Origin of the sequence: Capnocytophaga sputigena, assembly GCF_900446695.1 — a bacterium.
GTDB classification, from domain to species: domain Bacteria; phylum Bacteroidota; class Bacteroidia; order Flavobacteriales; family Flavobacteriaceae; genus Capnocytophaga; species Capnocytophaga sputigena.
In genome coordinates, this window is sequence record NZ_UAVP01000003.1 from 319,835 (window position 1) to 340,834 (window position 21,000).

22 protein-coding genes are annotated in these 21,000 nt (G+C 35.9%); 3 read left to right on the top strand and 19 right to left on the bottom strand.

What is annotated here, in order from left to right:
• Positions 1–4: 4 nt before the first annotated feature.
• From DR017_RS01680 to DR017_RS01750, 15 genes are all read right to left on the bottom strand, one after another.
• The gene (locus DR017_RS01680) at positions 5–742 is read right to left on the bottom strand and encodes a Na(+)-translocating NADH-quinone reductase subunit C (RefSeq protein WP_002680897.1); all 738 of its coding nucleotides are present in this window, start codon (positions 740–742) and stop codon (positions 5–7) included.
• Positions 743–745: 3 nt separating this feature from the next.
• Entirely contained in the window at positions 746–1,975 is a 1,230-nt protein-coding gene (locus DR017_RS01685) for an NADH:ubiquinone reductase (Na(+)-transporting) subunit B (protein ID WP_002680865.1), read from the bottom strand.
• A 16-nt stretch (positions 1,976–1,991) separates the two neighbouring features.
• Positions 1,992–2,498 carry a ClbS/DfsB family four-helix bundle protein gene (locus tag DR017_RS01690; protein WP_002680841.1) on the bottom strand — a complete coding sequence of 169 codons (507 nt, stop codon included), beginning with the start codon at positions 2,496–2,498 and terminating at the stop codon, positions 1,992–1,994.
• Complete coding sequence (locus tag DR017_RS01695) at positions 2,498–3,184, bottom strand: suppressor of fused domain protein (protein WP_002680835.1); 687 nt, start codon at positions 3,182–3,184, stop codon at positions 2,498–2,500. The genes DR017_RS01690 and DR017_RS01695 overlap by 1 nt, the downstream gene beginning before the upstream one ends.
• A gap of 33 nt (positions 3,185–3,217) precedes the next feature.
• Entirely contained in the window at positions 3,218–4,573 is a 1,356-nt protein-coding gene (locus DR017_RS01700; protein WP_002680937.1) for a Na(+)-translocating NADH-quinone reductase subunit A, read from the bottom strand.
• Between the two features lie 188 nt (positions 4,574–4,761).
• A complete protein-coding gene (ftsY, locus tag DR017_RS01705) occupies positions 4,762–5,724 on the bottom strand; it encodes a signal recognition particle-docking protein FtsY (RefSeq protein ID WP_002680961.1) in 963 nt (320 codons plus the stop codon).
• A 114-nt stretch (positions 5,725–5,838) separates the two neighbouring features.
• The gene (locus tag DR017_RS01710; RefSeq protein ID WP_002680984.1) at positions 5,839–5,991 is read right to left on the bottom strand and encodes a DUF4295 domain-containing protein; all 153 of its coding nucleotides are present in this window, start codon (positions 5,989–5,991) and stop codon (positions 5,839–5,841) included.
• Positions 5,992–6,001: 10 nt separating this feature from the next.
• Positions 6,002–6,184: a 50S ribosomal protein L33 gene (gene rpmG / locus DR017_RS01715; protein ID WP_002672545.1), complete on the bottom strand. Its 183-nt coding sequence runs from the start codon at positions 6,182–6,184 to the stop codon at positions 6,002–6,004.
• A gap of 19 nt (positions 6,185–6,203) precedes the next feature.
• The gene (gene rpmB / locus DR017_RS01720) at positions 6,204–6,440 is read right to left on the bottom strand and encodes a 50S ribosomal protein L28 (protein ID WP_002680811.1); all 237 of its coding nucleotides are present in this window, start codon (positions 6,438–6,440) and stop codon (positions 6,204–6,206) included.
• Positions 6,441–6,955: 515 nt separating this feature from the next.
• Complete coding sequence (locus DR017_RS01725; protein ID WP_095909093.1) at positions 6,956–7,699, bottom strand: hypothetical protein; 744 nt, start codon at positions 7,697–7,699, stop codon at positions 6,956–6,958.
• A gap of 5 nt (positions 7,700–7,704) precedes the next feature.
• A complete protein-coding gene (locus DR017_RS01730) occupies positions 7,705–8,118 on the bottom strand; it encodes a type II CBASS E2 protein (protein ID WP_002680863.1) in 414 nt (137 codons plus the stop codon).
• Entirely contained in the window at positions 8,099–9,064 is a 966-nt protein-coding gene (locus tag DR017_RS01735; protein ID WP_002680817.1) for an SMODS domain-containing nucleotidyltransferase, read from the bottom strand. Before DR017_RS01735 ends, DR017_RS01730 begins: the two co-directional genes overlap by 20 nt.
• Before the next feature lie 86 nt (positions 9,065–9,150).
• The gene (gene dnaK / locus DR017_RS01740; RefSeq protein WP_002680898.1) at positions 9,151–11,082 is read right to left on the bottom strand and encodes a molecular chaperone DnaK; all 1,932 of its coding nucleotides are present in this window, start codon (positions 11,080–11,082) and stop codon (positions 9,151–9,153) included.
• A gap of 196 nt (positions 11,083–11,278) precedes the next feature.
• Complete coding sequence (gene clpB, locus DR017_RS01745; protein ID WP_002680957.1) at positions 11,279–13,882, bottom strand: ATP-dependent chaperone ClpB; 2,604 nt, start codon at positions 13,880–13,882, stop codon at positions 11,279–11,281.
• A gap of 228 nt (positions 13,883–14,110) precedes the next feature.
• Positions 14,111–14,935, bottom strand: coding sequence for a hypothetical protein (locus tag DR017_RS01750; protein WP_002680872.1), 825 nt, complete (start codon positions 14,933–14,935; stop codon positions 14,111–14,113).
• 114 nt (positions 14,936–15,049) lie between these two features.
• On the opposite strand from DR017_RS01750, the gene DR017_RS01755 reads away from it, so the two are divergent.
• Positions 15,050–15,484: a lipocalin-like domain-containing protein gene (locus DR017_RS01755; RefSeq protein WP_002680968.1), complete on the top strand. Its 435-nt coding sequence runs from the start codon at positions 15,050–15,052 to the stop codon at positions 15,482–15,484.
• A complete protein-coding gene (locus DR017_RS01760) occupies positions 15,481–16,779 on the top strand; it encodes a TolC family protein (protein WP_002680932.1) in 1,299 nt (432 codons plus the stop codon). The genes DR017_RS01755 and DR017_RS01760 overlap by 4 nt, the downstream gene beginning before the upstream one ends.
• Here the strand turns inward: DR017_RS01760 and DR017_RS01765 are convergent.
• A complete protein-coding gene (locus tag DR017_RS01765) occupies positions 16,776–17,261 on the bottom strand; it encodes a DUF2271 domain-containing protein (protein ID WP_002680974.1) in 486 nt (161 codons plus the stop codon). The two genes, DR017_RS01760 and DR017_RS01765, sit on opposite strands and share 4 nt — an antisense overlap.
• A gap of 10 nt (positions 17,262–17,271) precedes the next feature.
• Positions 17,272–18,630: an ankyrin repeat domain-containing protein gene (locus DR017_RS01770; protein WP_002680983.1), complete on the bottom strand. Its 1,359-nt coding sequence runs from the start codon at positions 18,628–18,630 to the stop codon at positions 17,272–17,274.
• Positions 18,631–18,850: 220 nt separating this feature from the next.
• On the opposite strand from DR017_RS01770, the gene DR017_RS01775 reads away from it, so the two are divergent.
• Positions 18,851–19,564: a PAS domain-containing protein gene (locus tag DR017_RS01775; RefSeq protein WP_002680849.1), complete on the top strand. Its 714-nt coding sequence runs from the start codon at positions 18,851–18,853 to the stop codon at positions 19,562–19,564.
• 82 nt (positions 19,565–19,646) lie between these two features.
• Here DR017_RS01775 and yajC read toward each other — a convergent pair whose 3' ends face one another.
• Together yajC and nusB are read right to left on the bottom strand one after the other, a co-directional pair.
• Complete coding sequence (gene yajC / locus DR017_RS01780; protein ID WP_002680820.1) at positions 19,647–19,952, bottom strand: preprotein translocase subunit YajC; 306 nt, start codon at positions 19,950–19,952, stop codon at positions 19,647–19,649.
• 34 nt (positions 19,953–19,986) lie between these two features.
• Positions 19,987–20,928 (bottom strand): transcription antitermination factor NusB, encoded by a 942-nt coding sequence (nusB, locus tag DR017_RS01785; protein ID WP_040361618.1) that lies wholly within the window; start codon positions 20,926–20,928, stop codon positions 19,987–19,989.
• Positions 20,929–21,000: the final 72 nt, after the last annotated feature.

Consider the following 21,000-nt stretch of genomic DNA (forward strand, 5'->3'; position numbering starts at 1 on the left):
TCTCTTATTTGTTTAAACTTTTAATATAGGATATATAAGGCTCTATGCCATCGCTTATCATCGCTTGCACTCCATTACCAGTAAGGGTAGCTCCTGCAATAGCATCAATTTTCCCATCTTCTTTACGTTTATTTTCAGGATCACCATTGCTTTTTGAAATTTGAATGCTTTGGAAGTTACCTGCGGCATCCAATAAATGTTCCCCGATAAAGTCGTCCATAAAGAAACGTTCTTTGATGTTAGCTCCTAAACCAGCAGTTTCACCTTTGTGGTCGAAGAAAACACCACGTACGATAAGGTCTTTATCTACAGCTATATATCCCCAAATAGCATCCCACAAACCACGTCCGCTTACGGGAATTATATAGAGGGTAGCTCCATCTTTTTCACCTACGTAAAGAGGTAAACCTTCACGATGACCGTTGAAGTTGATAAGGTCGTTTGCACCTTCTACTTTCTCAGCGGTATTTCCTTTGATAAGGTATTGTTCTTTCACATAGTTAGGGAACTCTTTTTCAGCATCAGTTGTAGAAAGAAACTCTACTTTACCTCCTCCAAGCTCACCTTGGTTGTGATTTACGCCCATAGCGTAGAGAATGTTTTGTTTCTTTTCTAACTTTTTATTGTTACTGATATCACTGCTCAATGCTGATGAAATACCAGCGAGCAAAGCTCCTACGATTACCACCATTATAATGGCGAAAATCACTGTATACGAATTACTTTCTGTTTTTACTGCCATAATTTATGCGGTTTTAGTAACTGTTTTTAAACGTTTTTTACGACGAGATACATTAGCTTGTACTACAAAGTGGTCGATAGTAGGAGCTAGTACGTTCATCAATAGGATAGCGAGCATTACCCCTTCAGGATAAGCTGGGTTGAAGCAACGAATAGCAATAGCGATGAAACCTGCTAAGAACCCGTAGATATACTTACCTGTATTGGTTTGTGCTGCGGTTACTGGGTCGGTAGCCATAAATACAGCTCCAAAAGCTAAACCTCCAATGAGCAAGTGTTGATAAGCTGGTATACTCCAAATTGCGTGGAATGAAGTGCCTACCATACTTGGTGCTAAAGCGTTGAAAATAAATCCCATTACCCAAGCTCCTACAAACATACTCACCATTACACGCCAAGAAGCGATTTTGGTATAGATGAGAAATAAACCTGCTAAGAGGATAAGAATTGTAGAAGTTTCTCCTACTGAACCTGGAATAAACCCGAAAAGGAGGTCAGAATTGGTGTAGTGAATTGAGTGCCCTTGTGCCAAGTTTCCTAAAATGGTTTCTCCTGAAACAGCATCTAAGTTTGCTCCTGCAGCGATTTCTTTTGAACGACCTAATACGCCTGTTACCCATACTTTATCTCCTGTCATTGAAGTAGGATAAGCAAAGAATAAGAAAGCGCGAATGGTAAGCGCAGGGTTTAAGATATTCATACCTGTACCCCCAAATACCTCTTTACCGATGATTACTCCAAAGGCTACTGCTACAGCAAGCATCCAAAGTGGAATATCTACTGGAACGATAAGAGGTACTAACATACCAGTTACTAAGTATCCTTCTTCTACTTCGTGACCGCGGATAGTAGCAAAGATAAACTCAATGCCCAAACCTACCACATACGAAACGACTACTAAAGGAAGTACTTTTATAAAACCAATACAGAAGTTTGTCCAGCTCCAAAAATCACCACTACAGAAAGCTAAGCCTTCAGTAGGATGCGTTAAGTGACCAAAAGCCACTTCGTGCTGGTAACCTGTATTGAAAATACCAAAAATCAAACAAGGAATGAGTGCTAAAACCACCATATTCATTGTTCGTTTTAGGTCGTCGGCAGCCTTAATATGGGTACCTCCGTGAGTTACCTCATTAGGCGTATAGAGGAAAGTGTGGAGCGCATTGAAAGTGGTCTCCATCTTGGTTCCTTTATACTTTTCTTTTAATGTATTTAATTTACTTTTTAAACTCATTTTCTTAATGAATAAGTTAATTATTTCTTTTTATTGATTTGCGAATTAGTTTTAAAGCCCAATCATAATGACTTGATGTTGCCGAAACTAAGTAAGAGCCAAGTGAGGTTGTCCCCGTCCAATGATACTTCTTTTTGGTAAAAAGCTCTTCATCTGAGTGTTTCTGTATAAGTTGAAACACTTTATTATGAGAAACTTCAAAAAGGGAGAGTATCTCAGCAAGTGATACTTTTTGACATTGCTCCCATATTTCTCGGTTGAGTTTAGGAGTATCAGAAAAAGTATAACCCTCTTTAGGTATTTTAGGTTTCTCACCTCGCATTCCTACCTCATACCAATTTAGGAATAATAAATGCCAATGATATAAGTGTCCTATAACATCGCGAATATTTCTATTCATTGTACCTTCTGGAAAGGAATCTTCTTGCTGCTTCTCAGGTAGTGTTTCTATCAAAGAAAGTAACTTTTGGTAATTTTCTTTAGCTAAAAACTCTAAATCTTGTTTCGTTGCTGGTCTTGCCATTACACATAAGACTTTTCTCTTTTTAAATCTGTGATGAGCAATGGATTGTCTTCTCTCATTTTATTAATGAGCTCCTCTACTCTATCAGTAGTAGGATCTTCATAGAGCCAATCCAATTCTTCTTGTGTAATCCCTACCATTTGTAAGAAAGCTACTTCGCCATTAGGGGTTTCAATAGTGCCCAACTGAGGGTCAGGGGCAAAGGCTATCCCTACTAACTTGGTGTCGCATTCCAAACGTATAGGTCCGTTAGCTGGAATAAAGTGATAGGCTTCAAACCATTTTTTGCTTTCGAATACATAACACGCTAAATTCTGCATTACATTCATAGCCCAAGAAGGTTCGTTTTTAGCTCCTTCCCCATCTTTATCCTCTTCAAAAGGCACAATGCGGAAAGTAAACTCAAAGCCCCAACCACTAAATTCATTTTCAGCACTTTCAGGAGAATAATACAACTCACTCATTCCGTAAGAAACTATATGACGGTGGAAAGTTTGCTCTTGGTTGTCGTAGATACTGATACCATCAAGCGGGTCTTCACCTCCCAACATATATTTTAAGATAGGACCATAATGGCGAGGCTCTTGCTCAGGATAAACCTTCAATAAAGCCTCGTCTATAGCCTCCCACCCTACTGGGTCTGTCTCTTCAAATTGTGCTTTGTATTGTTCTTCTGTATATCTCATCGTTAAAAAGTTAAAATTCTTATTTATAAACTATTAGCCTAATTCTGCCATCATTAAATCAAGTCCATCTCTGATGATTTGTTGATGTGGTTGTTTAGACACACATACAAATTCTGTAAGGGCAAAATCTTCAGGGGCTACTTCGTAAGCTCCTAAGTTTTCCAATTCGTCTAAATCCTTATACAAGCAGGCTTTAAGCAACTGCATAGGATAAATATCTAATGGAAAAACTTCTTCATACATACCTGTTACCACAAAAGCGCGGTGTTCACCATTGGTATTAGTGTTCAAGTTGTATTTTTTCTTAGGATTTAACCAAGAGAAGGTAAGCGAACGTGTAAGTGAAATTTTGTTGGCTATAGGTTTTGCCCAACCGAATAAATCATAGTCGTTTCCTTCAGGGATTGCTGTGATTTGATCGTCGTAAAAACCTAAAAATCCTGTTTCATTCACTTGTGTACCAGTAAGAACATCACCACTGATCACACGAGTATTAGCAGCATCTTTCACTTGGCTACCTACAACACCACTGATTTGAGCACCAGCGAGTACTGTAACATAGTGAGGTTTTTCGATGCGTGAGCCTGTGAGAGCTACAGTACGTGTGAGGTTCAAATTACCGGTGAGGAAGAGTTCACCTATCACCACCAAGTCTTGAGGTGTTACTACCCAAACCACTTCACCTTTGTTGATTGGACTGATTTGTGCAATTTGTGTACTGACATTCCCAGCTGGGTGAGGTCCTGACACATTGTGCACCACGATGTCCTTAAGGTTGCGGAAAGGCGACAACGAGCTGTCTTTGAAAACAGACACGTGTACTTTACCTGTGGTGAGTTTAGACAAGGCAGTAAGAGCTGTTTGTAGCGCTTGTTCTTTGCCTTTCAGCACATAGTCGTAATCGGGAGCGAGCGGATTGGTTTTGCAAGCCGACACGAAAATAGCTTTAGGCTTTCCGTCGGGATTGGCAATCACGTCGTAAGGGCGTTGTTTGATAAAGGGCCAGCAACCTGAAGAAAGGAGGTGAGCCTTGATGTCTTCGCCCTGCATCTCGTTTACATTTTTCTTTCCATAGTCTTTGAAGGTTTGTTCTTGGGCTGGTGCAATGTGTATTTCCAACACTTTACGACGTTCACCACGTACAATCTCCTTGATAGTACCACTTACTGGAGAAGGGAACAAAACACGCTCATCACTCTTTGAAAAGAACAGTGCTTCACCTGCTTTCACTTCATTACCCTCACGCAATAAAAGCTTAGGAATAACACCGTGAAAATCACTGGGTTTAATGCCATACAAAGCAGCAAGAGGAAGCTGTTGTGTAGTTTTATCAGCTTCTCCTTCTAAATGTATGTCTAACCCTTTTCGAATGCGGATGTCGTTTGACATATCTAAATAATATTAGTTAGTTTTATTAAATTGGCGACAAATATACGAATAATTCTTTACAAAAAAATAAAGTCTATTTTTTTAAAGCTAAAAAAGAATCATTCTACATTAGGCATATCTTCTGAAAATCTTGAGACTTTCATAAGGAATTGTGTAAAATGATTCTTTTTATTTATCAAAAAAAGTTATTATTCTTTAAAGAAGGAATCTACAAACTCGTATTTATTAAAGATTTGCAAATCGTCTATTCCCTCCCCTACTCCTATATATTTCACAGGAATTTGAAACTGATCGGAAATACCTATTACAACACCGCCTTTAGCCGTGCCATCAAGCTTAGTTACTGCCAAAGAGGTAACCTCCGTAGCCTTCGTAAATTCCTTAGCCTGTTCAAAAGCATTTTGCCCTGTAGAACCATCGAGCACTAAGAGCACTTCGTGAGGAGCATCTGGCAATACTTTTTGCATCACGCGTTTGATTTTAGAGAGCTCATTCATCAAGTTGATTTTGTTATGCAAGCGTCCTGCTGTATCAATAATTACTACATCGGCATTTTGTTTTACGGCTGAACTCAAGGTATCATAAGCCACCGAAGCAGGGTCGCTACCCAATTGTTGCTTGATCATCGGCACCCCTGTGCGGTCAGCCCACACTTGCAATTGGTCGATTGCAGCCGCTCGAAAAGTATCGGCGGCACCTAATACTACTTTCAAGCCTTTTTTAGTAAACTGACTTGCGAGCTTACCTATAGTAGTGGTTTTACCAGCTCCATTCACGCCTACGACCATCATTACATAAGGTTTTTTGTCAGCTGGGAGGACAAAATCAGTTGCTTCACCGGTATGTGTTTCGGAAAGGAGACCTGCTATTTCTTCACGAAGAATGGTATTGAGTTCGGAAGTGCCTAGATACTTATCTTTAGCCACACGTGCCTCGATACGATCGATAATCTTAAGTGTAGTATTCACACCTACATCACTGGCAATGAGGACTTCTTCGAGGTCATCAAGCACCTCATCATCTACTTTAGATTTCCCCATAACCGCTTTTCCTAAACGGTCAAAAAAGCTATTTTTAGATTTTTCTAAGCCTTTATCTAAGGTTTCTTTCTTTTCTTTAGAAAAGATATTTTTTAGAAATTGGAATGCCATAACTTATTGTATATATTTAGATATGAGTGCAAAGGTAATAAAAAAGTTTATATATGCAAAAAAGCCGTCTCACGACAGCTTTTTTTAGATATGATAAAAATAGAGAAAATTTAATTATTTCTTCTTCAAAAATTCATCAACAAGTTCAGGAGCCATTACGCTTTCTACGAAAGTGTAAGCACCTGTTTTAGGTGATTTCACCATTTTGATAGCTTTAGTAAGCTTTTTAGATTTACCTTGTAGGGTTGCTACTGTTTTCTTTGCCATAACGTTTTAATTATTTAATTTCTTTATGAACAGTTACTTTTTTAAGGATAGGGTTGAACTTTTTAAGCTCTAATCTATCGGGAGTATTTTTTTTGTTTTTGGTAGTGATGTAACGTGAAGTTCCTGGAAGACCAGATTCTTTATGCTCAGTGCACTCCAAAATAACCTGAATTCTATTTCCTTTTTTAGCCATTTTAGTATTGTTTTAAAATTTAGTTAATATATCCGTTACGTTCTACTTCTTGTAGCACTGCATAGATACCTTTTTTATCAATAGTTTTAATTGCAGCTGCTGAAACCTTGAGGGTAATCCAACGATTCTCTTCAGGAATGAAGAAACGTTTTGTACGGAGGTTTACATTAAATTTACGTTTTGTTTTGTTCATTGCGTGCGACACGTTGTTGCCCACCAATGCTTTTTTGCCTGTTAAGTCACAAACTCTTGCCATTTTTTTTCTCTATTTATTAATGTGTTATTTATATTCAGGGCGCAAAGGTATAACTATTTTTTGAAATAGCAAAACTTTTTTGAATAAAAAGGAGATAGGAATTAAGAAACAAGAGATAGTATTCTGTAAATTAAATAGTTATATAGAATAAAAATCTTTTATGTATTGCACGGTTTTAATTTAAATTACGTATTTGTATAAAAAGCCTCCATTCCCCCAAAGGGAGATGAACTTTTATAATGTAAAACAATTGAAAGTCGCCCACGAATCACACGAATTTGCACGAAAAGGAAGTTTTGAGAGGGTGATTTGTAAATATTTTTGGGCGTATACAATACGCTCCTACAGAGCATACTTCAAGGAGGACAAAGAAACTATAAACAGATCAGTAAAGGTCAATTCCTAACTATTGATTCTCATATTAACAATTGTTTAACTATGTTTCTTAAAAAAATAGTTACTATATAACAAATTAAAAGCAGAACTCTTTATCAAGCAATAAAATATTTTATAGATTATTCTATACAATATTCTCTTTTAACTTCAATCCAATCCTGAGATAATTCATTGTTTAACTTTCTATATATTTTTGAATCAGTTAGTATTTGATATGTAGAAAGTAATTTCTCATATAAAATTATATTTTTGATTATATAAGGAACTCGTTCTTTTTTTTTTGTTGTACCGTATACTTTTTTATAGTCGTCATATATATCTTTGATCTTTGAATAAAAATACAATAAATAAATAAACTCCTTCATAATCTGTAATGGTAATAGAAATTGAAATATTTTAATCCAAATCTCTTTTTCAAAAAAGAATATAGAACATATATAAATCAAAAAGATGATCACAAAAGGTATAGTATTTCTTTCAATCATTTTGCGAACTATACTTTTTGTAAAGAATACACTTTCAAAGCTATTAACTCCTAATTTAGGAAGTCCATTTTTTATTTCATCATTGGTGTAATAATCTTTTGATCTGTAATCACTAAGTTTAGAATTTAAACCATTATCTACTAAATCTTTTACCTTTTCTTCTCCTGCTTTTTGATAGAAATAAGAAAATGCAAACTCTAATATAAAACAGATTATTGATATTAAACAAATTGTGATGTCAATACATTTTTTTTTATTATCAGGGGTAAATATTGCAAAAAGAGATAATAAACTACCTATTATAATGAACCATTTTTGTATATTTGATATGATTGTTGCGTGATAAAAACTTTCTTTATGAGGTGTTTCACTTGTCATATTATTTATTTTTTGTCATTACTATGTGGCACTTCGGGTCCATACCAGATTTTCGTTTCTAACCATATTTCATAAAAATATATCCAAGCTATAGTCCAATCCATAATTTCATTTGCTATTAGTTTATTATTATCCCAATAAAAATTCTTAGGGTGATACAAACATAAACTTTTAGTTTTTGAATAAAAATGGGGAGGATTTTCTACGAGTTTAGGATTGAGTATCTTTACAATAGGATGTTTATTCGTACTATACTTTAGTGATATTGTATAAACAGGAAACTCAGGTTTAACCTGAATTTCTCCTTTAAAAATAATATCATTTCCTCTTATTGCATATCTAAATGACGGATATAACTTTTTCATCTCTGCAATTTGAGCAGTAATGTTTGATTTATTTTTAAAATATTTCTTCACCATAAAATCCTTTTGAAGCTGCCATTGTTTTTCCAAGAGTAGTTGATAACAAACCTATACTTGTAGCTTTTAGTGTTCCTTCACTTAAATGTTTAGAAAATAACTTTGCCTCTTCTTCATTAACAGTAGGGAACTCCTTACCAAAAACATCTTTCCAAATTTTCTTTGCTTCATACTGATTATTTTTGTCTAAAAACTCTTTAGCATTCTGCAACTTTGTTTTAGTTCTATTGAGTTTATTTTTAAAATCATCGTATTGAGTATTTGATTTGAATTTATTGATCTCCAAATTACATTCCGCTTTTTCAAACCATTCTCTTATTGATTTTTCAAAATTTTCAAATATCTTAAATTTAAAAATTTTTATAGCAACTTCCTCTATATGGAAAGAAGGTATCATTTTTCCATTTAGTTTATTCCAATATTTGATTACTCGTATGATATCCTTTAGTTTATAACTATAATCTCTATGGGCATTTTTTAAATTCTCCGTCAAAATTTTAGGATAAGTAGGTATCCAACTTTCTAAGTTGTAATTAGGCATTAAATACCCTTCTATTTGTTCAAAAGCGGGAAGTATATCAAAAGATTTATTACTTAATTCGACAGTAACACAAGGTCTATCTTGTCTGACTTTACCTTTATAGTCATTCTGATCATTCAAAAAATCTTTGATTTTATCTAAAACAGATTGAGGTTTTCTCATTACTCCAAAGTCATCTTTCCAATAGGATTCATCCAAAACTACAAAAATATCAATATCATCTAATGGACGAATCATAGTATCCCGTTCGTAAGAACCATTAAGAAAAGTTTCCTTTAAATGCAAGGTATCATCTTTTTCTAATGTAGTGGTAATATTTTTAACAGAAGCTTTTATATTTTCTTCTTGCTTATCTGTTATAGAAATTTTTTCAATTAATTTACTAATAGATTGTAATAAATTCATTTTGAGATTTCTAATTATTTAATATCACATATAGTATAAAAATACATACACCCTACTTGTTATAGGGTGTATGCTTATGTTAATTCTTATTTTACTTCTTCGAAGTCTACGTCTTGGACATCGGGACCGTTGTTGCCGCCTTGTTGTCCGCCGAATGGATTTGCATCACCAAAAGGATTGGTTGCATTAGGATTTGGTCCTTGTGCTGCACCTCCTTGTTGTGCTTTGTAGATATCTTCAGAGGCTTGCTGCCAAGCAGTGTTGATTTTGCTGAGAGCTGCTTCTACTGCTGGAAGCTCTTTGCTTTCGAAAGCTGTTTTGAGTTCACCAAGTGCTGTTTCAATAGCTCCTCTCTTATCAGCTGGGATTTTGTCACCAAACTCTTTCAATTGTTTTTCGGTTTGGAAAATCATCGCATCAGCTTCGTTGAGTTTTTCAGCTTTTTCTCTCGCTTGTTTATCAGCTTCAGCATTGGCTTCAGCTTCGCGTTTCATCTTTTCAATTTCTTCTTTAGAAAGACCTGAAGAGGCTTCTATACGGATATTGTGAGATTTACCTGTACCTTTATCGGTTGCTGATACGTTGATGATACCATTGGCATCGATATCAAAAGTTACCTCAATTTGTGGTACTCCACGTGGTGCAGGTGGAATATTATCTAAGTGGAAACGACCGATGGTATTATTATCGTGTGCCATTGGGCGTTCTCCTTGTAATACGTGAATTTCTACGCTTGGCTGATTGTCGGTAGCGGTAGAGAACACTTGTGATTTCTTGGTAGGAATAGTGGTGTTTGCATCAATGAGTTTGGTCATCACACCCCCCATAGTTTCGATACCTAAAGAAAGTGGGGTAACGTCCAAGAGCAATACATCTTTCACATCACCGGTGAGTACACCTCCTTGAATAGCAGCTCCAATGGCTACTACCTCATCAGGGTTTACACTCTTATTAGGTTTCTTACCAAAGAATTTTTCAACGGCTTCTTGTACAGCAGGAATACGAGTAGAACCACCTACTAAGATTACTTCGTTGATATCACTTACACTGAGACCAGCATTTTCTAACGCTTTTTTACAAGGCTCAATAGTACGTTTTACAAGGTCATCGATGAGTTGTTCGAATTTAGCACGAGAGAGTTTACGTACCAAGTGTTTAGGTCCTGAGGCTGTAGCTGTAATATAAGGTAAGTTGATTTCAGTTTCAGTAGTTGAAGAAAGCTCAATCTTAGCTTTTTCAGCTGCTTCTTTAAGACGTTGCAATGCCATAGGGTCTTTACGAAGGTCGATTTGTTCTTCTTTTTGAAACTCTTCAGCCAACCAATTGATGATTTTTTCATCAACATCATCACCTCCAAGGTGAGTATCACCATCAGTAGCTAATACTTCGAATACACCATCACCGAGTTCCAAGATAGACACGTCGTGTGTACCACCACCAAAGTCGAATACAACAATTTTGTGGTCGCTATGGTCTTTATCCAAACCATAAGCCAATGCAGCAGCTGTAGGCTCATTGATGATACGTTCTACTTTCAAACCTGCGATTTCACCAGCTTCTTTGGTAGCTTGACGTTGAGCATCGTTGAAGTAAGCTGGTACAGTGATTACTGCACTTGTTACTGGTTGTCCTAAGAAATCTTCGGCAGTTTTCTTCATTTTTTGAAGAATCATAGCTGAGATTTCTTGTGGTGTATATAAACGTCCGTCTATATCCACACGAGGGGTATCGTTGTCGCCACGTACTACTTTATAAGGTACACGAGCGATTTCTTTTTCTAATTCTGAAAATTTGTTACCCATAAAACGTTTGATAGAATATATCGTGTTTTTAGGGTTGGTAACAGCCTGACGTTTAGCAGCGTCACCTACTTTTATTTCACCACCTTCGGTAAAAGCTACCACTGAAGGAGTTGTGCGTTTACCTTCGGCATTGGTAATTACCACTGGGTCATTACCTTCCATTACAGAAACACAAGAGTTTGTGGTTCCTAAGTCAATACCTATAATCTTACTCATATTAATTAATTATCGTTTTTTAAGTTCAACATTATTTTTTGTAAGCCTTACGCTTACGTAATCAGTAATAGTCAATGATTGTGCCAAAGGACTAAAAACTGACAAATTGTCAGAGTTAAAAGTTAGAGATAGGTTTTAGGAGTTAGCCATTGCTACTAATGACTGACAACTAACTCCTAAATTCCCTAATTCCTTGTTAATTATTCTCTGATTTTTGATTTCTAAATACCAATTGGTTATCAAAAGCATCTAATAAGATGACTGCATCACGTTGTACTGTACCGCTCAATATTTCCTTGGAGAGTTTATTGAGTACTTCTTTTTGGATTGTACGTTTTACTGGACGTGCACCAAACTGAGGATCAAATCCTTTTTGTGCCAAGTAATCAATAGCCTCATCGGTAGCATCAAGCAAGATGCCTTCTTTAGCAACCATACGGAATAACGATTGCAATTGCAACTTCACAATGCTACGAATATTCTTAGCATTGAGTGGCGTAAACATTATGATATCGTCTATACGGTTTAAAAATTCCGGACGTACAGTTTCTTTGAGGAGCTGTAAGACTTCATCACGAGACTCATCGATAGCACGCTCGGTATCATTAGGATATTTTTCAAAAGTTTCCTGAATAATTTGGCTACCCATATTGGAGGTCATAATGATGATTGTATTCTTAAAGTCGGCAGTACGACCTTTATTGTCAGTAAGACGACCTTCATCGAGTACTTGCAACAAGATGTTGAAAGTATCGGGGTGAGCTTTTTCAATTTCATCCAAAAGGATTACAGAATACGGACGGCGACGCACAGCTTCAGTAAGCTGACCACCTTCGTCATAACCCACATATCCTGGAGGTGCACCTACCAATCGGCTCACAGCGTGTTTTTCTTGGTATTCACTCATATCTATACGCGTCATTGCATTTTCATCGTCGAATAGATACTCGGCTAAGGCTTTAGCAAGTTCCGTTTTACCTACCCCTGTAGTTCCTAAGAAAAGGAAAGAGCCTATAGGACGACGTGGGTCTTGCAAACCTGCACGACTACGGCGTATGGCATCGGAAACAGCCTCAATAGCTTCTTCCTGGCCTACTACACGGCGGTGCAATTCTTTCTCTAAGTTCAAGAGTTTTTCACGTTCGCCTTGTAACATTTTAGCTACAGGTATGCCTGTCCATTTTGCTACAACTTCGGCAATATCCTCAGCAGTTACTTCTTCTTTTACGAGAGCATTTTCGTGAGATTTGCTGTCTAAATTCTTTTGTAATTCCGCTAACTTATCTTCTGCTTCTTTGATTTTGCCATAGCGCAATTCGGCTACTTTACCATAGTCGCCTTCGCGTTCAGCTCTATCGGCTTCTAAACGGTATTTCTCAATAGCTTCTTTAGTTGCTTGCACCTCATCTATCACACTCTTTTCGCTTTGCCATTTAGCATTTAGTGCGTTGCGTTCTTCTTTGAGGTTTGCTAAATCTACATATAGCATTTTGAGCTTACCCTCATCTTTCTCACGTTTGATAGCCTCAATTTCTATTTCAAGTTGCATTATCTTACGGTCGAGCACATCCAACTCTTCAGGTTTAGAATTGATTTCCATACGGAGTTTGGCAGCAGCCTCATCCATTAAGTCGATAGCTTTATCAGGCAAGAATCGATTGGTGATATAGCGTTCAGAAAGCTCTACTGCCGCAATAATCGCCTCATCTTTGATACGCACTTTATGGTGAGTTTCGTATTTTTCTTTGATACCACGCAATATTGAGATAGCACTCTCGGTATCAGGTTCATCTACCATTACCTTTTGGAAACGGCGTTCAAGAGCCTTATCTTTCTCAAAATATTTTTGGTACTCATCAAGGGTTGTCGCACCAATAGCACGAAGTTCACCACGCGCTAAAGCAGGTTTTAGGATATTGGCAGCATCCATCGCACCTTCTCCCCCACCCGCACCTACAAGGGTGTGGATTTCGTCTATAAACAGAATGATATTGCCATCGGAAGAGGTTACCTCTTTCACTACCGATTTGAGTCGTTCTTCAAACTCACCTTTATATTTAGCTCCAGCGATAAGGGCTCCCATATCCAAAGAGTAAATCACCTTGTCTTTTAGGTTTTCAGGCACGTCTCCTTTTACAATACGGTGTGCTAAACCTTCAGCGATAGCAGTTTTACCTACCCCTGGTTCACCTACCAACATAGGGTTGTTTTTGGTACGACGTGAAAGGATTTGTAACACACGGCGTATTTCCTCATCACGACCAATCACAGGGTCAAGTTTGCCACTATCGGCTAACTGATTGAGGTTTTTAGCGTATTTGTTGAGCGAATTATAAGTATCTTCGGCTGATGCAGAGGTTACACGCTCACCTTTACGTAATTCCTGAATGGCTTTTTCTAATTCCTTTTCGCTTACGCCTTGATCTTTAAGAGCTTGAGCTATCTTGCTATTCGATTTGAAAATTGCCAGTATAAGATGCTCTAAAGATACATACTCATCATTCCATTTTTTAGCAATATTGACAGCCTCGTTAAGCATAGTATTTGCCTCACGCGAGAGTCCCATATCACCACCGCTTACTTTAGCAAACCCTTGCAAGGCTGCATCTAATTGTTTAGTTAATTGCTCGCGGTTGATATTCAATTTTTTGAATAGGAAAGGCAATACATTCTCATCTACTTGCTCAATAGCTTTGAAGAAGTGTTCGTTTTGCAATTCCTGATGCCCATATTGTTGGGCAATTTGTTGAGCGGTTTGTACCGCTTCTTGTGCTTTGATAGTAAAATTATTAAAGTTCATATATCTTTCAATTAACAATTTGGGTTAAACATTTTCAGCAAGAGAAAGACAAGAGTTATGCCAAACGAAATTAACTGACAAAATGACAGCTTCAAAAGACTTTTTGACGGGACAACTTCTTTATATTTTAAACGATTGTTATATTAAATTATTTATTATCAGTACTTTTAAATATAATTTTAATTAATGACAATATGTCAGTAATCTTCATTGTAAAAAAGTATCACTTCAGTCTGCTATTGCTTTCCATTGCCTTATTATTCTAACATAACAACCTATAAAAACAAAAGTAAGAAAGAGTGACACATAAAAGACTTTGTAAGAAAACTCACCTATTGACCTACCTAATAACATATTCTCCATAATACTATCAACTATATAGTACATTACCATAAACGAAAAAAGAAGTACTGTATTTACCACAATGCCTATAAACTTCTTTGGTATGTGAATTTCCTTACTCACAGAAATATATACAAGTGCTGCATAAACCAACAAAAACAACAATTTATTACCTATAAAAGACAATATAATTGAAAGAACCCCTATAAAAACAATAGTAAACAGCAAAATTTGTACATTGGTAATACGCACACAGTACACGAGTGTTGCTATAACAAAAGTAATACTCAAAAGGAAATTCAATAGGTATATCACATCAGAAGTATTGCTAAAAGGATACTTTCCTAAGCCTTTTACAATCGCATAGGACAGTACAAAGGACACTGAGGCAAAGACGATAAGAAAATAAAGTATCCATTGCAAGAAGAGTTTTTCTTCAGGGAAAGGATAGAAATGCTTGAAAGCGTTGTTTCTACTGAGATACAACAACCAAACTACCAACAACAATATAGAAATAACAAGATGTAACAATAATGGAATCCCTATAAAATCTACCATTATAGCATTAAAAGCATAGTAATTGAAGTCTTCATTTTTTGCTGTCCAACCTAATAAGATAAAGAAGATATGTCCACCGCTCGCAAGAGCTAACATTGGGATCAAGCGAGTATTCCACACAAGCGGGTAATGTTCTAAAAGATATTTGTTCATAGTAGATTTTTCGATTTAACAATTTGTCAATTTGCTGATTTTACGCGACAAAGATATAAAATAATTTGTCAATCCAGAATTATTTTGTAGTTTTGTACTCACAATATCATTTCTATGAGTACCATATACAAACTATTTATTACTATCTCGCTATATTTTAGCTTTTTACCTGCTTTTTCTCAAGAGGAAAGCATTCGTCACGACGATCTCATAGGCTCGTGGGCGATTGAATCTCAAAGCTTAGACAACTTAGAGATTACCCTCAATGATTGTGAAAAGCAGAGTACTTTTATATTCACTAAAGACGAAATTATTGAGAATTACTACAAAAAATACAATGGTAATTGTGTAATTCTCAACAGTAATAAAGATTTTTATACCGTAGAGGGCAATCACATTATCCGCAAAGAAGAAAGTGATTTAAACAACACTTTCCTGATAAAAGGTGAAATTCTCACTCTTTCATTTGCGGGAAAAGATGAAGACAACGAGGAACACATAGCTGTAATTGTATGTAAAAGGGCTAAACCTATCGAATATATTAAATGATGAAAAAAACACTCTTCTTACTTTGCTTGCTACCTTTTTCAGCAGTAGCTCAGAAACTTTGGACGCTCAACGATTGCATAGCGTATGCCAAAGAGCACAACCTTTCTATTAAACAATCGGAAATAGACTTGAAATCCACTGATATAGAAGTATGGCAAACAAAAGCTAACTTTTTGCCCTCTATCAACAGTGAAGCAGCTTATAATTGGAATACAGGAAAGAATATCAATCCTGTGAGCAATCAGTTTGAAAACACTACTTTTGAATCGGCTTCAGGAGGTATCAGTATGTCAATACCTCTGTTTTCAGGCTTACAAAATTGGCGTAAATTGCAACAAGCAAAATGTAAACAATTGGCAACTCAATACCAATTGGATATGAAGAAAGATGAGATTATCTTAATGATTATCAACGCTTACACTGAAGTATTGAGCAATAAAGAAAAGATCAAAATTCAAAAAGCACAATTAGAAATATCAAAAGAAAGCGTTGCACGTACGCGTGAGCTCATCAATGCGGGGTCGTTGCCCAAAGGTGATATCTACGAAAGCGAAGCTCAACTATTTTCACTCGAACAGAAGATTATAGAGACAGAAAGCGCACTTTTCATTGGAAAAATGGGATTAGCTCAATTGCTTTTACTGAAGAATTACAAAGATTTTGAGGTAGCCGATAACACATTTGAAGTTCCCGTAGCCGATATACTAAACAAAACTCCTGAAGAGATTTACCGAAATGCTAAAGAGATAATGGGTGAAGTGAAATTAGCAACTGCCAATATGCAATTAGCTGAAAGTAGTTTGCGCTTGAGTCAGTCAGCTTTTTGGCCTCGTCTTTCTGCACAATGGGGGTATAGTTCGCGATGGAGTAAGAACCAAGTAATGGATTTCTGGAAACAGTTAGATACTAACAAAGGTATGTACGCTGGTTTATCGCTCAGTATTCCTATTTTTAATCATTTTTCCGTACTCAGCAATGTTAAAACTCAAAAATTAGCCTTACAGAAAACACAATTAGCAAAGGAGCAAACTGAATTGAGTGCTGAAAAAAATATTTATCAAGCCTACAACGATGCTGCTAATGCCAAAAAACTGTACGAAGCAAGTGAAAAAACAGCTCAAGCTAAACAACAGTCTTTTAGTTATGCACAAGAACGACACAATGTAGGCTTAATGAATACCTTTGACTTCAATCAATCTAAATACGAATATGAAAACGCTCAAAATGATGTGATAAAAGCTAAATATCAGTACATTTTTAAACTAAAAGTACTCGAATATTACTTTAGTCACTAATTAGGCATCAGTCTAACGTAACGTATATAGCCTTTGCCCTCAACTTTAGTATTAAGGTTTTCTTTTTTGAGTTCTATTTCAGCATCTTTAGCATAGTAATAGTCATCTTCTACTGCTGTTTCAAAGCGTATTTTATACCCTTTGTCAAACTTATTCTCATCAAGAGTGAGCACTTTTACGGCGCGCTCTCCCCCACTGATGGTCGCTCCTGTAATCCCATCAATTGTTTGGCGTTTGCCATAAAATTTCCACCATTCAGTAAGATCATCATACCATTCGGGGTCATCACCTAATACTTGCAATGTTTGCTCATATTTTCCTTGTGGATTGATGAGTGAAGCTACTATATAAGCCCCATCCCCTTTGTAATTAGTAAGCTGGATAAGGCATTTGTATTTTTTAGCAGTAGTTTGTTGAGCGACAAATGAAACTGTAAGCAAGGCAACTACCACATTTACAGTAAGTAAGAGTTTCTTTTTCATCTTCTTTCTTTTATTTTAAAAATTCTATATTCATTCCTTTTAAGGCTTCATTTTCTTGAGCCAATTCGTAAACTGTTTCACCCAAATCAGTAGTGAGATTTTTATCAGCTCCTTTGCTGAGCAAGAAGTGTACCACATCTAAATTTTTAGCGGTCATCACAGCCATTTGTAGAGGGGTAAGACCATTGCTATTTTTTTGATTGATATTGATAGGATAGAGTGAAAGTTTTTCTAAAATTTTTATATCACCGCGTTTTACAGCGTAGTGATAAAGTGTATTTTTTTCCTTGTCTACTAATTGAACATCAGCATTTTTTAAGAGTAAAAAATCTATTACCTCAAGGGTATTGTTCTCTACTGCAAAGGTCAAAGCCGATAATCCTTGGTTATTTTGTGTGTTAATATCTTTGGTCTTGGCGAGTAAAGCTGTTATTACAGATATATTATTGTTGATTGCTGATTTCATCAATGGGTTATTTCCTTCTTTATCAAGCTGATTAGCATCATTTCCTTTTTCTAAGAAATAATTAATCACTTTTTCATCTTTGTTCTTTTCAGCTAACACAAAAAGAGGAGAAAGTCCATCTTTATTCTTTTGATTAAGTGAAAGCCCCAATTGTTCTAAATATAGGAAAGTATCAAGTTTGTTATAATTTCTTTTAGCACCACGAGCGGCACCAAAAATAGCACTCTCACCTTTGTTATTCAGGTTTTTAACATTAATTTTCTTTTTCATCAGAGCCTCAATTATAGGGCGATTACCCGTTGTTGCTGCGTAGTAAATAGCGTTATTACCTTTGTTATCGGTAGCAGTAAGTTTGAGTCCTTTTTTTACAAAATAATCAGCTTCTTTAAGGTCTTTGAGGTGAGGGAGTAACAGCAAAAGGGCATTTGCACCATCGGCATTAGTATCTTTTAAGTTAGCGCCGTGTTTCAGTAACAATTCATAAATTGCGTTATTGCTTCTCCCTCCTACAGCGGCGAATAACAAAGGGGTAAGTTGATGTGATTCAGTAATATTCACCTTAGCTCCTTTCTTGAGAAGGTATTCCATCACGGGCACATTGTCCTGATAGGCAGCCCAAAAGAGGTAAGTGCGTTTGTCGTGAGTCAGTTTATCTACTCCATTACCCTCTAAATCAATAAGATAAGTAATAGTTTCATAGGGTGCTCCATTTAAGATCGCCAAAGTTGTTGCATCAAAAGCACGACTATTAAAAGCGGTAGCACTATTACCTTGATTGATAGCCTGTTCCACTTGAGCCACTGAAGGTTTTTGTTTCCAATATTCATTAGTGAGGAAAACATTTTCTTGTGCGTGGATCTTCCCTATTAGAAGTATTGCAATAACAAATAAAAGTCTTTTCATAAAAGATGCTTATTTAGAATGATTCGGCGCAAAGATAGTAAATAATTGTGAACTACAAATAATCTGCTTTAAAATTACTATAGAATAAAAAAACATACCATTTGATTTTCAAATACTTAGAAAACAACTGTTACATTCTACACAAAAAAGTTTAAAATGCTTTTGTTTTTATTGTAACTTTTTCTTACTTTTGTGGCGTTGAATGTAATCTATAGAAATTATGTCAGAAGAAATCACAAACAGACCTACTCCTATCAACAGAGAAGTTGTGTGGGACAAGACAAAGACTATTATCAGTACAACTGATAAGTATGGTACTATTACTGACGTAAACCAAACGTTCATAGACGTTTGTGGTTATTCAGCAGATGAATTGCTCGGGAAGCCTCATAATATTATCCGCCACCCCGATATGCCTAAAATTATTTTTAAGATTACGTGGGATAATATTTTAGCAGGTAGAAACTTTCACGGCATCATCAAAAACTTAGCAAAATCTGGCGAATACTATTGGGTAATCACCGATTTTGAGGTGGGTAGAAATATTATGGGTGAAGTAGTAACTATTATGGCACGCCGTCGTGCAGTGCCTCAGTATGTGATTACGGATCATATAGAACCTTTATACCAAACACTCCTTAAACTTGAAAAGATAGGAGGCATGGAACTTAGCAATCGTTATTTGAAAGGATTCTTGGAAAAACAAGGTAAATCGTATATTGAGTACATAATGGATATTTTAGATGAAAACCAACGCACAGCAGTAGCTAATCATCAAGATATCGTTTTTGAGCCTGTTTCTAATACTCACCACACTGAAGGTAATTTTGGCGATTATGAAATTTCCGATGAAATTTTCAGTGAAGAACATCCTGAAGAAGAAAGTATGATGCAACGCAAAAGTTTCTTCGCAAGATTGTTCTCTACAAATTAATTGTAACTCCTAAAACTGTATAAAAAAAGAGTGTATCTATTGCAAAAATAGATACACTCTTTTTTGTGAGTATTTTTTAGCATTATGCTTCTTTTTTCTCTACTTCTTTTTTATTGTCTCTCAATCTAATAGAAAGTTCCATAGAGATAGCCGAACGCTCGAATTTTATTTTACCTGCAAGGGTTTCAATCACACAAGTATCGTCGGTAAGTTCTACAATGCGACCGTGCATACCACCTTTGGTAATTACTTTATCGCCTTTCTTCATTGATTGTATGAAGTTTTTTTCTTGTTTTTGTCGCTTTGCTTGTGGACGAATCATTAGAAAATACATTACCACAATCATCAATGCGATAATCAAAAAATTGTTGCTCATCAAATTTTGCATATATACTTAATTTTAGTTTTTTTTATTTTATTACTTACAAAAGTCCTCGTCCAATCTTTTTAATAAGTTCTTTTTCACTGAGTTCCTTGTGTACTACATTCAGTACCCCATTGATGAACAAACTACTTTTAGCAGTAGAATACTCTTTAGCAAGTTCTAAGTACTCATTGATAGTTACTTTCACAGGGATACTTGGGAAGTGCAAAAACTCACAAATAGCCATTTTTAAAATAATAAGGTCTAACACAGCCACGCGTTCCTTGTCCCAATTGGTGAGTTTATCTTCCACAAAACTCTTGAGTTTAGCATCGTTAAGAGCTGTTTTCTTTAGTAAATCTACTAAAAATTCTTTTTCTTCACTATTGTTGTAGAGGGAAGGGGTAAAATACTTTTCAGGAGGATTCGGACGTAAATTTTTAAACTCTCTTACTATAAAGGTGTTTACAATAGGAAAATCATCCATCCAAGTAAGATTATGGTCTTCTATATACTCATAAAGTCCCTCATCAGGAGCAATGAATTCTTCAAAAATTTCAATTAAGAATTTTTTATCAGCTTCAAAACTCGCTTTTTGCTTACTATAGTCTTGGTAGGTATCGCTTTCTACAATGCGTTTATAGAGCATTCTCACATATTCTTCTTGGATATTCCAAAAGTTTATATGAGCATCGACTATAGTTTTTTGTAACGCCTCGTTAGTAGCAATCAGTGAAAGCAGTTCGTTGTCTTTGATTTTTTGGTGCAACAGTTTGTCAGCAGGAGTTGCTAAGTATTTTTTTTGCGCTACTTCATACTGATTTACTGCCAAAGAATGAAGCTCTGTAAGAAGTGCCATTAACAAAAGATAGAGACTTTCCATCTCATCGGCACTATTTTGCAAGAATTTCAATTCCTTATCTAAATCCTGACTTTGGCTTTGCTGCATTGCATAGACTGATTGCATCACTTTAGCCCTAATATGTCGTCGTGTAAGCATAATTTATAAGAACCTTATTTACTTTATTTTTGAGGGTGCAAAAGTAGGAAAAAAAGCTGCAATGAGCAAAGA